General features: G+C 64.5%; 9 protein-coding genes. 7 read left to right on the forward strand and 2 right to left on the reverse strand.

What is annotated here, in order from left to right; translation table 11 throughout:
• On the reverse strand, positions 1–2,405 hold a 2,405-nt coding region (locus VNZ65_RS09845; protein ID WP_325668449.1), incomplete at its 3' end, for an autotransporter-associated beta strand repeat-containing protein.
• 617 nt (positions 2,406–3,022) lie between these two features.
• Here VNZ65_RS09845 and VNZ65_RS09850 point away from each other — a divergent pair.
• Entirely contained in the window at positions 3,023–3,535 is a 513-nt protein-coding gene (locus tag VNZ65_RS09850) for a GAF domain-containing protein (protein ID WP_325668451.1), read from the forward strand.
• 36 nt (positions 3,536–3,571) lie between these two features.
• Here the strand turns inward: VNZ65_RS09850 and VNZ65_RS09855 are convergent, their stop codons facing one another.
• On the reverse strand, positions 3,572–4,489 hold the full coding sequence (locus VNZ65_RS09855) for a LysR substrate-binding domain-containing protein (protein WP_325668453.1): 918 nt from the start codon (positions 4,487–4,489) through the stop codon (positions 3,572–3,574).
• A gap of 179 nt (positions 4,490–4,668) precedes the next feature.
• On the opposite strand from VNZ65_RS09855, the gene VNZ65_RS09860 reads away from it, so the two are divergent.
• From VNZ65_RS09860 to VNZ65_RS09885, 6 genes are all read left to right on the forward strand, one after another.
• The gene (locus VNZ65_RS09860) at positions 4,669–5,991 is read left to right on the forward strand and encodes an MFS transporter (protein WP_325668455.1); all 1,323 of its coding nucleotides are present in this window, start codon (positions 4,669–4,671) and stop codon (positions 5,989–5,991) included.
• A gap of 26 nt (positions 5,992–6,017) precedes the next feature.
• A complete protein-coding gene (locus VNZ65_RS09865) occupies positions 6,018–7,253 on the forward strand; it encodes a CaiB/BaiF CoA-transferase family protein (RefSeq protein WP_325668457.1) in 1,236 nt (411 codons plus the stop codon).
• A complete protein-coding gene (gene scpB, locus VNZ65_RS09870; protein WP_325668459.1) occupies positions 7,250–8,047 on the forward strand; it encodes a methylmalonyl-CoA decarboxylase in 798 nt (265 codons plus the stop codon). Before VNZ65_RS09865 ends, scpB begins: the two co-directional genes overlap by 4 nt.
• A gap of 199 nt (positions 8,048–8,246) precedes the next feature.
• On the forward strand, positions 8,247–11,450 hold the full coding sequence (locus tag VNZ65_RS09875; protein ID WP_325668461.1) for an efflux RND transporter permease subunit: 3,204 nt from the start codon (positions 8,247–8,249) through the stop codon (positions 11,448–11,450).
• A gap of 1 nt (position 11,451) precedes the next feature.
• Entirely contained in the window at positions 11,452–12,696 is a 1,245-nt protein-coding gene (locus VNZ65_RS09880) for an efflux RND transporter periplasmic adaptor subunit (RefSeq protein WP_325668463.1), read from the forward strand.
• Positions 12,693–14,129, forward strand: a complete 1,437-nt coding sequence (locus tag VNZ65_RS09885; RefSeq protein WP_325668465.1) for an efflux transporter outer membrane subunit — start codon at positions 12,693–12,695, stop codon at positions 14,127–14,129. The genes VNZ65_RS09880 and VNZ65_RS09885 overlap by 4 nt, the downstream gene beginning before the upstream one ends.
• Positions 14,130–14,131: the final 2 nt, after the last annotated feature.

The following is a 14,131-nucleotide window of genomic DNA, read 5'->3' on the forward strand; positions in this document are numbered from 1 at the left end:
CCCAATGCAACATTGCTGCCGGCCACGCCGGCCAGCGAGCCGATGGTCTGGTTGCCGCCGGCCGAGATGTCGAAACCGGCTCCCGCGCCGGCCACGTTCACCGCGACAGTTGGCGCCAGGCTGCCGCCGGCGCCGATCGCCAGCTTGCCGGCATTGATGGTGGCGCCGCCGCTGAAGGTGTTGGCGCCGGTCAGTGTCTCGGTGCCGCTGCCTTGCTTGACCAGTCCGCCTGTGCCGCCGATGACGCCGCCGAAGGTTTGGTTGGTGGCATCGCCGAAGGTCAGGTTGTTCGCCCCGAGCGCGACCGTGCTGCCAGCCACGCCAGCCAGCGAGCCGATGGTCTGGTTGCCTGCTGCAGAGATATCAAAACCTGCGCCGGCGCCGGCAACGTTCACCGCCACTGCCGGCGCCAGGCTGCCGCCCGCGCCCAAGGCCAGGGTGCCGGCATTGATGGTGGCGCCGCCGGTAAAGGTATTGGCGCCAGTCAGTGTCTCGGTACCCGTGCCTTGCTTGACCAGTCCGCCAGTGCCGCCGATGATGCCGCCGAAGGTTTGATTGGTAGCGTCACCGAAAGTCAGGTTGTTGGCGCCGAGCGCGACCGAGCTGCCGGCCACGCCGGCCAGTGAACCGATGGTTTGATTGCCGCCGGCCGAGATGTCGAAACCGGCGCCGGCGCCGGCAAGATTCACTGCGCCGCTAGCCGCCAGGCTGCCGCCGGCGCCAATAGCCAGCGTGCCGGCATTGATCGTGGTGCCGCCGGTATAAGTATTCGCCGCCGTCAGGGTAGTGGTCGCGGCGCCGTTCTTGATCAGGCCGCCGGCGCCGGAAATCGCGCCGCTCAAGCCCAGGTTATTGCTGCCGCCCAGGCTCAGGTTGGCGCCGCTGGCCAGTGTGATGGTGTTGCCTAGCGTCAGGCCGGTGCTGGTGTCCAGCGTCGCCGAGCCGCCCACCGCCAGCGTGCCGCTGCCGATTGCCGAGGCATTGCCGAGGACCAGCCCGCCGCCGTTCAGGTTGGTGCCGCCGCTATAAGTGTTGGCGCCGTTCAGCGTCAGTATGCCGGCATCGTTCTTGGTCAGTCCGCCGGTGCCGTTGATGGTGCCGGAGAGGGTCAGGCCATTGGCGCCCTGGACCGTCAGGCCGGCGCCCTGCAAGCCGATATTGTTGGCGACATTGAGGCCGGCGGCGCTGGCCTGGATGGCGCCGCCGTTGGCCGAGATCGCTCCGGTGCCGAAAGAAGCGGCGTTATCGAAAATCGCCAGGCCGCCGTTCAGCGTCGCGTCCTGGAAGGTCTGCGCGCCGCTCAGGGTCCAGCTGCCGCTGTTCATGCCCAGGTGCTGGAAGTTGATGTAGGTGCCGCTGGTGATCGTGCCGGAGCCGCCGGTGCCGCTGCCGGTACCGGTGGCGGCATTCTGCAGCAGCAGGGTATTGTTGCCGCCGGCGCCGCCGTCGATCGTGCCGGTGGCGGCGAAGCCGAGATTCAGGCCGACCACACTGAGCAGGTTGAGGCCGAGACTGCCGCCGGCGCTGACGGTGGAACCGGTCACCGCGGTAAAGGTATTGGTGCTGGCGGCGCCCATCGAGACGCTGCCGTTGATGGCGCCGGCATTGACGAAGGTGTTGCCGGTGCCGGGCGTGCCGGAAGCCTGGAACGCCACCCGGCCGTTGATGGCGCCGCTGCTGGTGTTGACGAAGTTGACCTGGCCGCCGCCGTAGGCCGCCACCACCGGCGCGTCCGAAGCCAGCACCGAAATGCCCAGCAAGGGCGTGCTGCCGATACTGCCGCTGTTGGAAAGATTACTGACGCCGCCGGTGCCGTTCTGGACCGCCAGAGCGACGCCGTTCAGGTTCGTCAGGCTGACTCCCAGCAGGCCGGTGGTGCCTTTCATGGTGCCGCTGTTGTTGACGGTGACGGTGCTGGCGGCAGCGTTGCCGATCACTGTCCCGGTCGAGAGCAGGCTGCCGATGCCGAGCAGCGAAGGATCGATGGTGCCGCCGTTGTTGAGGGTGACGTTGTTGCCGGTCAGGGTCATCGCATTGCCGAGCAAGCCCAGCAGCACGCCGGCGCTGGCGCCGGTATTCACGTTGACGGTCAGGTTGTTGGCTGCGCTGCTGTACGAGGGCGCCAGCAGGTTGGCGGCGCCGCTGCAGGTGACGGTGGCGCCGTCGGCCGGATTGGCCGGGGTGCAATTGGCCCAGGCTGCCGAGCCATGCAAGGCCAGCAAACCGCTGGCGGTGAGCGCCAGCAGGGCTGGCAGGCGCGAGCGCTGCAGCGCGCCGCTGCCGGACTTGGGACCGCTAGACACCAGCTGGCTGGCAGATCCCTTGCCGTTGGATTTGGCCAGCTCTGACACCACCACCAGCGCGCCTTGCGATTTGCTCCACACCACTCGATAGCTCTTGCTCATGGAATTCTCCGGAAAAAAAGAAAAACGGTCCCCCGGCGCCGGACGCAGGTGCGGCGCTTGAAACAGGGTGAAAATCAGGGTTGCTGGATCTCAGGCTAAGCCGAGAGCGGGGGCGCGATACAGGGTAGTTTCGGATTAGCTATTCGCGGTGCCGGCAGCGGTGTCCGATGAAGCTATCCCCAGCGCATGGCTGCGGCGACGCAGTCTTCCATGAAGTTGAACATCGCCTGCGCCAGAGCCGGCGCAGGGTCTGCGATAACCGGGTAAGTCTGTCCTGTCATGACTTGATCTACTCCCCAATCTGGTTCGTACGGCAAGCTGCAGTCGGCACATTCGAGCGCAAATGTCGGTTGAAAATGTCCAGGAAGGGACAAATTGGCAACAATTAGCTGTTTGTCCAGTATAGCCAGTCGGCAAAAAAATAAAGCTGTCACTTTTACCAGCTTGATATTGGGCAATGTTTATAATTGGAAACATAAAATGCTGTTGTTTTACCAATAACAGCTGCGGGGCTCCAGGTTTCGCCCCTCGCCTCTACGCAATCCCTCTGTTTACGCCGCAACAAAAGAAAATCTCTGTTTGCATGTAAACTTGCAGCACATTTTTCAGGGATACCCATGTTTACTTCTACCGCTGCCGAAATTGATGTCGATTACGCCCTCCTGGCGCGCCAGGCCGCCAGCATCCTCGACAATGAACGCGACCAGAACTCCAATGCGGCGCAGTTTTCCGCCTTCGTCTACCAGACCATCGCCGACCTCAACTGGGTTGGTTTTTACTGGGTGCGGCCACGCGGTACGGCGAGCAGCCACGGCGACGAGCAGGAATTGCTGGTCGGACCGTTCCAGGGCAAGGTTGCCTGCGCCCGCATCCAGTTCGGGCGCGGCGTCTGCGGCGCGGCGGCACTCAGCCGCGAATCTGTGCTGGTGCCGGACGTGCATGCATTTCCCGGACACATCGCCTGCGATGCGGCCTCGAATGCCGAAATCGTGATCCCGGTGCTCAAGGACGGCAAGCTGTACGGCGTGTTCGATATCGACAGTCCCAGCCTGAACCGTTTCCGGCCGCAGGACTTGCAAGGCCTGGAAGCCTTGCTGGCGGTATTCGTGGCGGCGACGGATTTCGAGTAAGCGCCGGGCAGTGCTTCAGGAAGACGGCCGGCGGAGTCAGGCGCTGGCCAGCCACTCGCGCCGCTGCCCCAGCACTTCAAACAATTCCACGATGATGGCTTTGACCTTGTGCACGGCGTTGCTGAGCAATTCGGTGTCATGCCAGCACAGCGACAGCTCGCGCGAGAACAGCCGGTGATCGACCGCGGCCAGCTTCAGCTTGTGTTCGTCCAGCTCGACGTGGGCGGCCGACCACGGCAGGATGGTGACGCCAAGACGGGCGATGACGGCGGCGAACAGCAGCGCCGTGGAACTCGCTTCAAAGCGTACCTCGGACGCCAGGCCGGCTTCGCTCAAGGCCCAGTCGACGCGACTGCGGATCGAATTCGGCGCGCTCGGCAAGATCAGCGGCATGCGCGCCAGCTCAGCCAGCTTGATGGGCGCGGACGGCAGCGGGAAATCCGGCCAGGCGATCAGATGCAAGGCTTCGCTGATGAGCCGTTGCATGGCGACGCCGCGCGTTGCGACGGCGTCGGCCACCACCGCCAGCTCGACCCGGCCGCCGCCGATCAGGCCGCTGAGGTCGGCGCTGGGGGCTTCGATCAGTTCCAGCACGATGCCGGGAAAGCGCTCGCGCACCAGGCGCGCCAGCGGAATCGCCAGCACCCGCGAGGTGCTGGACGGCATGCCCACCGACACCTTCCCTTGCGGGAATTCGGCATCCTGGCGCAGCAGTTCGCGCGTGCCGTCGGCTTGCCGCAGCAGCTCCAGCGCATGGCGGTACAGGGTGAGGCCGGCGGCAGTCGGCGCCACTCCATGCACGCTGCGCTCCAATAACTGCATGCCGAGGTCGCGTTCCAGGTTGCGCATCTGCTGGCTGACCGCCGGCTGGGCGATATGCAGCGCCTCGCTGGCGTGCGTGACGTTGCCGCATTCAACCACCTTGACGAAATACCGCAATTGCCGCAAATCCATGTCCGCTCCCTGGCGTGTTGATCCTGTTCCGTCATCCTATACGTTAATCCTATGAAGCAAGCGGAATAACATATTTTTAAATTATCGACCGTTTTTCTATACTTGTCCCACAAAAAGCGGGCACGGCGACCAGCCGGAGTCGCATCACCATGGCCGCAAAGGCCGACAAGGAGACAAGCATGGACAAGGCAATCGGATTAACGGCGCCCGGCGTCAAGCCGCGGCGCACGCCTCTCAGCCGCGAACAGATCGGCGGCTTCTGGGCGGTATATTCAGGATGGGTGCTGGACGGCGTCGATTCGGTGATCTATGCGCTGGTGCTGATCCCGGCGCTGACCGAACTGCTGCCGGCCTCGGGCATCGCTGCTACCCCCGGCAATCTCGGCATGTACGGCTCGATCCTGTTCGCGCTGTTCCTGATCGGCTGGGGTTTGTCCTTCATCTGGGGGCCGCTGGCCGACCGCTTCGGCCGCGTCAAGACGCTTGCCGCCAGCATCCTGATCTACTCGGTATTCACCGGCGCCGCTGCCTTTTCCCACAACGTCTGGGAGCTGGCGGCATTCCGCCTGATCGCTGGCATCGGCGTCGGCGGCGAATGGGCGCTGGCCGGCACCTATGTGGCGGAAAGCTGGCCGGAAGACCGGCGCAAGATGGGCGCCGGCTATCTGCAGACCGGCTACTACGTCGGCTTCTTCATCGCCGCCTGGCTCAATTACACGATCGGCGCCGCCTACGGCTGGCGCGCCATGTTCCTGTGCGGCCTGGCGCCGGCCTTGCTGGCGATCTTCACGGTATTGCGGGTGAAGGAACCGGGGCAGTGGCGCAAGGACGCACATGGCAAGGTAGCTGCCAGCGCGACCGTGGTGCGCAATTCTTTCCGCGAGCTGTTTACGCCGGCCTTCCGCCGCCGCACCATCACCAGCGCCTCGCTGGTCGGCGTCGCGGTGATCGGCTTGTGGGCCGGCTCGGTGTACGAAGCCAGCGCGGTGGTGACGCTGGCGACGCGCGCCGGCATTGACCATATCGGCGCCGTGCACCTGGCCTCGATCGGCGCGGCGATCCTGTCGTTCGCCACCATACTCGGCTGCCTGGCAGCGCCCTGGCTGGCCGAGCGGCTGGGCCGCCGGATGGCGCTCGGCATCTACTTCGCCGGCATGGCGCTCTCCATCGTGTTCGCCTTCGGCTGGGTGTTCTACCTGGCGGACGGCCTCAAGCTGTTCATGGTGTCGCTGCTGTTCCTGGGTTTCTTCGGCGGTAATTTTGCGATCTTTTCGCTGTGGCTGCCGGAGCAGTATCCGACCCGCATACGCGCCACCGCATTCGCCTTCAATGCATCCATCGGCCGCTTCCTTGGCGCCGGCGTCAACTTCCTGCTGGCGGCGGCGATCCAGTGGCAGGGCTCGCTCGGCTTGCCGGTGGCCTGGACCGCGGCGGCCTTCGTGGCCGGGCTGCTGATCTTGCCGTTCGCGGTGGAGACCCGTGACCAGCAGCTGCCGCAATAACCGCCATCAATTGACTGGAGCAACAGATGCAAGCACTACAAGGTATCAAGATCGTCGACCTCAGCCGCGCGCTGTCCGGACCATTCTGTTCGATGGCGCTGGCCGACATGGGCGCCGATGTAATCAAGGTGGAGTCGGGACCGGCCGGCGACATGAGCCGCGGCTGGGGCCCGTTCGACCGTGGCGTCAGCACTTACTACCTGTCCTGCAACGCCAACAAGCGCGGCATCTGCCTCGACTTGCGCAATGCGCAGGGGATGGCGGCGCTGCAGCGGCTGATCGACGGCGCCGATGTCGTCATTGAAAACTTCAAGCCGGGCACGATGGACGCCATGGGACTTGGCTACGCCGCGCTGAGCGCACGCAATCCGCGCCTGGTGATGGGCAGCATCAATGCCTTTGGCGCCGACGGCCCGTTGAGCGGGTGGCCCGGTTTCGACCAGATCGCCCAGGGCTATTCCGGCATGATGAGCCTGACCGGGTTTGCCGACGGTGACCCGACCCGCACCGGCACCGCCATCGGCGACATGAGTTCCGGCATGTGGCTGGCGATGGCGATCCTGGCGGCGCTGCTGGAACGCCAGCGCACCGGACGCGGCCAGCATGTCGGCAGTTCGCTGCTGGCCAGCCTGGTCGGCCTGCTGAGCGTGCACGGCCAGCGCTATTTGAGCCTGGGCGAAATCCCGCAGCGCACCGGCAATGCCCACTCGGTGATCGCACCCTACGGCGTCTTCGAGACCGCCGACGGTCCGCTCAACCTGGCGCCGATCACGGCCGACATGTGGCTGCGCCTGTGCCAGCTGCTTGAACTGCCGGCGCTGCCGGACGATCCGCGCTTCGCCAGCAACGAATTGCGGGTCGCTCATCGCGACGAACTGAAGAGCCTGCTGGAAGCGCGCCTGAAGACGCGCAGCAAGCACGAATGGAGCGAACGTTTCGTCGCTGCCGGTTTGCCGGCCGGACCGATCAACACCCTGGCCGAAGTATTCGCCGATCCGCAGGTCTTGCATTGCCGGCTGGTCGAAAGCACGCAGCATCCAACCCTGGGCGAGCTGCGGCAGGTAACGACGCCAGTGACCAGCTATGGCGCCGATGCGGACTCCGCGGGCAGCCGCCGCGCACCGCCAGGCCTTGGCCAGCACACGGTGGAAGTTTTGCGTGAAGCCGGGTTTGATCCGGCCGCGATTGAGGCGCTGCTGGCCTCCAAGGCTGCGTACCAAGAGACAGCGGCCGCGGCGGCAGAAATGGAGGTAATGCAATGAATAAGCCAGACAACGTCGCCACAGTCACCAGCCGCATCATCGAGGAGCGGATCGGCCATGTCGTGTTCAGCAATCCGGCGCGCCGCCATGCGCTCAGCGCGGATTTGCTGGCGGCGCTGGAACAACGCTTGCTGCAATTGGCCGAGCAGCGGGTGCCGGTGCTGTTGCTTGGCAGCGGCATCGGCCAGGAAGTCTGGAGCGCCGGCCACGATCTGAGTGAACTGGCGCATGACCGCGATCCGATCGCTTACGGCAAGCCGCTGGAGCGCGTACTGCGCGCGATACGTGCTTATCCTGGCGTGGTGATCGCGCTGGTGTCGGGTTCGGTGTGGGGCGGCGCGGTCGACCTGGCGATGAGCTGCGACCTGGTGGTGGCCGACCGCAGCGCGCGCTTCTCCATGACGCCGGCCAATATCGGCTTGCCCTACACCACCAGCGGCCTGCTGCGTTTCTTCCACAACCTGCCTATCCATGTGCTCAAGGAGATGTTCTTTTGCGCGTTACCGCTGACGGCCGAGCGCGCGCTTCAGTTCGGCGTCGTCAACCGCCTGGCTGAGAGCAGCGGGCTGGAGGCGGAAGCGCTGGAGATGGCGCGCGGCATCGCCGCCAAAGCGCCGCTGGCGGTGTGCGCGGTGAAGGAGCAGCTGCGCATCATGGAAGACATGCAGCCGCTGCCGGTGCAAGCCATGGAGCAGATCGCCGAGCTGCGGCGGCAGGCATGCGCCAGCGCCGATTTCAGCGAAGGGCTGATGGCGTTCAGCGAGCGGCGGCAGCCGCGGTTCCGCGGCGCCTGACTGGCGGCAGGTAACGCTGCGGCGGCGCTGGCATGCCCGTGCTCTTGCCGTCAAAAGCAAGTGTCATTAAAACAATAGAACCAAAGTACATGGCGGCGCAAGACTGAAACAATCCTGATACATGGAGGCCGCGCCGGCCTTGGCAAATTCCGCTACCATCTCTCCACGCCGTCAATAACTTGCGTGGGGCCTGCTCAACATGTGGATCGTTCAAATAGCGCTGCGGCGGCCCTATACGTTTATCGTCATGGCGCTGTTGATTTTACTGGCGACGCCGGTGGTCTTGCTGAAAATGGCGACCGACATCCTGCCGGACATCAACATCCCGGTGATCAGCATCATCTGGAACTACAACGGCCTGTCGGCCCAGGACATGGGGCAGCGCATCGCCGCCAGCAACGAGCGCGGCCTGACCACCACCGTCAATGACATCGAACACATCGAGTCGCAATCGCTGGCTGGCATTTCCATCATCAAGATTTTCTTCCAGCCGACCGCCAACATCCAGACCGCGATAGCGCAAGTGGTGGCGGTGGAGCAGGCGCAACTGCGGCAGTTGCCTCCTGGTATCACGCCGCCGCTGATCATCAAATACTCGGCTTCCAGCATTCCAGTGATCCAGCTGGCCTTGTCCAGTCCCAGCATGACCGAGCAGGCGCTGGGCGACACTGCTCTCAATTTCCTGCGGCCGCAGCTGATTACCGTGCCGGGCGCAGCGATACCCTATCCTTACGGCGGCAAGTCGCGCGTGATTTCGGTGGACCTGGATACCAAGGCGCTGCTGTCCAAGGGGCTGACACCGACCGATGTGGTGAACGCCGTCAATGCGCAAAACCTGATCCTGCCCTCAGGCACCGCCAAGATCGGCGCCACGGAATTCAATATCAGCATGAACGGTTCGCCAGACACGATTGCCGGCCTGAACAATATTCCGGTGCTGGCGAAGAACGGCGCCACCACCTATCTGTCGGAGGTGGCGCGGGTGCGCGACGGCTTTTCGCCGCAAACCAATATCGTGCGCCAGAACGGCGAGCGCGGTGTGCTGATTTCAGTGTTGAAAAACGGCGGCTCGTCGACCCTGGATATCGTCAGCACGCTGCGCGCCATCCTGCCGGTGGCGCTGCAGTCGCTGCCGGAAGACCTGAAAATCACGCCCTTGTTCGACCAGTCGCTATTCGTCAGGGCCGCCATCAGCGGCGTGATCAAGGAGGCGGTGATCGCGGCCTGCCTGACCGCCGCCATGATCTTGCTATTCCTCGGCAACTGGCGCAGCACCTGCATCATTGCCGTGTCGATTCCGCTTTCCATCCTGTCGTCGGTGCTGGCGCTGTATGCGCTGGGAGAGACCATCAACATCATGACCCTGGGCGGACTGGCGCTGGCGGTCGGCATCCTGGTCGACGATGCCACGGTCACCATTGAAAATATAGAACGCCATTTGCATCAGGGTTCCGACCTGCACAAGGCGATCCTCGAAGGCGCCGGTGAAATCGCGGTGCCGGCCTTTGTCTCCACGCTGTGCATCTGCATCGTGTTCGTGCCGATGTTCTTCCTCACCGGGGTGGCGCGCTACCTGTTCGTGCCGCTGGCCGAGGCCGTGGTGTTCGCCATGCTGGCGTCCTATGTGCTGTCGCGCACGCTGGTGCCGACCATGGTGATGCTGATGATGGACCAGGCGCATGCCGATCCGTCCGCCAAGCCTAGCCTGCTGCAAAGAGTGTATCGCCGCTTCGACGCCGGTTTCGAGCGTTTCCGCGGCGGCTATATCGTGATCCTGGCCAGCCTGCTGACCCGGCGCAAGATGTTCGGCTCCCTGTTCCTCGGTTTTTGCGTATTGTCCTGCGGCCTGGCCTTCGTCTCCGGACGCGATTTTTTCCCGAGTGTCGATGCCGGCCAGATCCGCCTGCACATGCGGGCGCCGACCGGCACCCGCATCGAAGAAACGGCGCGCCTTGCCGACGAGGTGGAAAAGGTCATCCGCGAGATCATTCCCGCCAGCGAGCTCAACACGGTCCTGGATAATCTTGGACTTCCCTACAGCGGCATCAATCTCTCTTACAGCAATGCCGGCACCATCGGCACCATGGATGGCGAGATCCAGATTTCGCTGACGGCGGAACACCGCCCCAGCGCCATTTACATCGAGCGCTTGCGACGCGAGCTGCCAAAGCGCTTTCCGCAAATGGAATTCTATTTCCAGCCAGCCGACATCGTCACCCAGATTCTCAATTTCGGCTTGCCGGCGGCGCTCGACGTCCAGATCAGCGGCGCCAACCTGCCTGTCAACTACGCCCTTGCCAGCAAGCTGATGAAGCAGGTCAAGCAGGTGCCGGGCGCGGTCGACGTCCACATCCTGCAAAAGCTGGACCAGCCGACGCTGGCGCTGGACATGCAACGGCTGCAGATCAAGCAGCTCGGCCTGAATCCGCTCGACGTCGCCCAGAATGTGCTGGTGTCGCTGGCCGGCAGCTTCCAGACGGCGCCGGCGTTCTGGCTCAATCCGGCCAACGGCGTGGTCTACAACATCGCGGTGCAGACCCCGCAATACCAGGTCGATAGCCTGGATGCCTTGCTGCGCACGCCGGTCGGCAGCAGCGGTGCGGCGGCCGCCGCCGGCAGCGGCGCCATGCCGACCCAGTTGCTCAGCAATCTGGTGCAAGTGGCGCCGGCCGCGCAGCTGGCGGATGTGTCGCACTACAACGTGACGCCGGTGGTCGATCTGTATGTCAGCGCCGAAGGGCGCGACCTCGGCGGCGTCTCGGGCGATGTCGAAAAACTGGTCGACCAGCTGCGCGCAGAGCTGCCGCGCGGCACGCATGTGGTGATACGCGGCCAGGTCGACACCATGAAATCGTCATTCATCGGGCTCGGCATCGGCCTGCTGATGGCGATCGTACTGGTGTACCTGCTGATCGTGGTGAATTTCCAGTCCTGGGTCGATCCCTTCATCATCATCACCGCCTTGCCGGCAGCACTGGCCGGGATCGCCTGGATGCTGTTCCTGACCGGCACCACGCTTAGCGTACCGGCCTTGACCGGCGCCATCATGACCATGGGCGTGGCCACCGCCAACAGCATCCTGATGGTGTCGTTCGCCCGCAAGCGGCTGGACGAGGGCGTGCCGCCGCTGTCGGCCGCGCTGGAAGCGGGCGCCACCCGTATCCGTCCGGTGCTGATGACGGCGCTGGCCATGATCATCGGCATGATCCCGATGGCGATCGGCTTCGGCGAAGGCGCTGAGCAGAATGCGCCGCTGGGCCGCGCGGTGATCGGCGGCCTGCTGTTTGCCACCGTCTCCACCCTGTTTTTCGTGCCGATCGTATTCGCCGGCATTCACCGTCATCTGGCGCACCGGGCTGGCCGCCGGCATGCGGCCTTGCCTGCAGCAAAGGGAGATCTCTGACATGTCTGAAAAACGCCACGCCGCTCTCGGCATCCACGGCGCCGAACCGGCCGTCCCCGGATCCGGCACCGCGCCGCATTCGCCGCGGGCCGCCATCCGCAAGCGCGCCAGGCTGATCGCCGGCGCCATCCTGCTCTTGCTGCTGCTCGGCGCGGTGGTCACGGTGGCGCTGCGCATCGTGCACGCGCGCGCCTTGGCGGCGGCGACTGCTACCCATGCGATTCAATACGTGACCACCATCAATGCCAAGCCTGCCGCCAGCAGCCAGCCTGTGACTTTGCCGGGAACCCTGCAGGGCGTCATCGAATCGACCATTTATGCGCGCAGCAGCGGCTATGTGCTGCGCTGGTATAAAGACATAGGCGCCAATGTCGCCAAAGGCGAATTGCTGGCCGATATCGATACGCCCGAAGTCGACCAGCAATTGTCGCAGGCGATCGCGGCGCGCGCGCAGTCCGCCTCCAGCCTGGACCTGGCCAAGAGCTCGGCCGAACGCTGGGAAGCGCTGCGCAAGAAAGACGCGGTAACCCAGCAGGAGCTGAACGAACGCAGCAGCGCCTACACCCAGGCGCAAGCCAATCTGGCAGCCGCGGATGCCAATGTGCGGCGGCTGCAGAAGCTGGAAGGCTTCAAGAAAGTGACCGCGCCGTTTGCCGGCGTGGTGACGCGCCGCAGCGTCGATGTCGGCGACCTGGTCGATGCCGGCAACGGCGGCGCCGGGCGCGCCTTGTTCAGCCTGGCGCAGGTCGACCAGCTGCGGGTCTATGTGTACGTGCCGCAGGCTTACGCACAACGCATCAAGATCGGCGACCCGGTCGACATCGTGCAAAGCGAAATGCCCGGCCAGACTTTCCACGGCGCCGTGGTGCGCACCGCCGGCGCGATCGATGTCGCCACCCGCACCATGCAGATGGAAATCAATCTGCCGAATCCTGAGCACAAGCTGCTGGCCGGCGCCTATGTGCAGGTTGCGCTGCCGGTCGGCGGTTCCTCCGAGGTACTGACGGTGCCGTCCAACGTGATCCTGTTCCGTCCTGAGGGAACCCGGATCGCCGTGGTCGACGCCAGTGGCCGCATCAAGCTCAAGCCTATCGTGATCGGCCACGATCTTGGCAATTCTCTGGAAATCCTGAGTGGTATCAGCGCAGCCGACAAACTGGTGCTGAACCCGCCGGATTCGCTGGCCGACAACGATGCGGTGACGATAGCGCCGCCTAAAGCCGCGGCGGCGAAAGCGAAATCATGAAATCCGCGCGCTGCCTGGCACTGCTGTCTGCCGCGGCCTGGCTGAGCGGTTGCGCCAGCGGCCCGGATTATAAAAAACCGGAACTTGAGATGCCCGCGGCCTGGCAGTCGGAGCAGCCGTTTCACGCGGCGATGCCGAACGACAGCGCATTGAAGGGCAATTGGTGGGAAACATTTGAGGACGCCAGGCTGAACCAGCTGGAACAACTGGCCCTGGCGCAAAACCAGACCTTGCAGATCGCCGCCGCGCGCCTGGAGCAGGCGCGCCAGCAAGTGACGGTCAGCGCGGCCGGCTTGTTTCCCCAGGTGAACCTGCAGGCCGGCGCTGATCGCGCAAAGATCTCGGCCAACCGGCCGCTGAGCGCCTACAGCACGCCCAACCAGTCCACCGTGCAGAATAATTTCCAGCTCGGCTTCGCCGTCAATTATGAAGCCGACCTGTTCGGCCGGGTACGCCGCACGGTGGAACAGGCCAAGGCGTCGTCCGAGCAGGCCGCTGCGGATTTTGAGAATGCGCGGCTGGTGCTGATGTCGGAACTGGCTGCCGATTACTTCAACCTGCGCGAGCTCGACGCCGAAATCGACGTGGTGCGCCAAGGCATCGCCTTGCAGCAGCGGGCGCTGGAATTCATCACCGCGCGCCACGATCTCGGCATCGCCTCGGGCCTCGACCTGGCGCAGCAGCAAGCGCTGCTCGATGCCAACCGGACCCAGCTCGAACTATTGCAAAACCAGCGCGTGCAATACGAACATGCACTCGCCACCATGACCGGCACGCCGGCCCCGCAATTCAAGCTGGAAGCGGCGCTGGCCAGGCCGGTGCTGGCGCCGCCGCCGGTCGGCTTGCCTTCCGACGTGCTGCAGCGCCGTCCGGACGTCGCCTCCGCCGAACGCGCCATGGCCGCCGCCAATGCCGGCATCGGCGTAGCCAGGGCGGCCTACTTCCCGACCATCCTGCTGCAGCCGAACGGCGGCTGGGACAGCAACCAGATCGGCAATCTGCTGAGTGCGCCCAGCATTTTATGGTCGCTCGGAACATCCCTCGCGCAGAACCTGTTCGATGCCGGCAAGACCCGCGCCGGCGTCAAGATTGCCGAAGCCTCCTACACCGCCGCGGTAGCCAACTATCGGCAAACGGTGCTGGTCGCGATGCAGGAAGTTGAAGACGGCATTGACGGCCTGGCGCTGCTGGGCCGCGCCGGCATGCAGGCCGAAGCCAGCGTGCACAGCTCGCAGCGCGTGCTCGATCTGGCGAATGACCGCTATAGCGGCGGCCTGGATACCTACCTGGACGTGATCACCGCCCAGCAAACGCTGTTGACCAATCAGCGTCAGGCGGTGCAGATCCACGGCCAGCTGCTGCTGACCTCGGTCTATCTGGTCAAGGCGCTGGGCGGCGGCTGGCAGGCCGATGCGGTGCAAGCCGCCAGGTAAAG

Source organism: Collimonas sp., assembly GCF_035566555.1.
Lineage (GTDB): Bacteria > Pseudomonadota > Gammaproteobacteria > Burkholderiales > Burkholderiaceae_D > Collimonas.

Coding starts and splice junctions, on each gene's coding strand:
- VNZ65_RS09850 (WP_325668451.1), top strand. CDS start 3,023: ATGTTTACTTCTACCGCTGCCGAAATTGATGTCGATTACGCCCTCCTG.
- VNZ65_RS09855 (WP_325668453.1), bottom strand. CDS start 4,489: ATGGATTTGCGGCAATTGCGGTATTTCGTCAAGGTGGTTGAATGCGGC.
- VNZ65_RS09860 (WP_325668455.1), top strand. CDS start 4,669: ATGGACAAGGCAATCGGATTAACGGCGCCCGGCGTCAAGCCGCGGCGC.
- VNZ65_RS09865 (WP_325668457.1), top strand. CDS start 6,018: ATGCAAGCACTACAAGGTATCAAGATCGTCGACCTCAGCCGCGCGCTG.
- scpB (WP_325668459.1), top strand. CDS start 7,250: ATGAATAAGCCAGACAACGTCGCCACAGTCACCAGCCGCATCATCGAG.
- VNZ65_RS09875 (WP_325668461.1), top strand. CDS start 8,247: ATGTGGATCGTTCAAATAGCGCTGCGGCGGCCCTATACGTTTATCGTC.
- VNZ65_RS09880 (WP_325668463.1), top strand. CDS start 11,452: ATGTCTGAAAAACGCCACGCCGCTCTCGGCATCCACGGCGCCGAACCG.
- VNZ65_RS09885 (WP_325668465.1), top strand. CDS start 12,693: ATGAAATCCGCGCGCTGCCTGGCACTGCTGTCTGCCGCGGCCTGGCTG.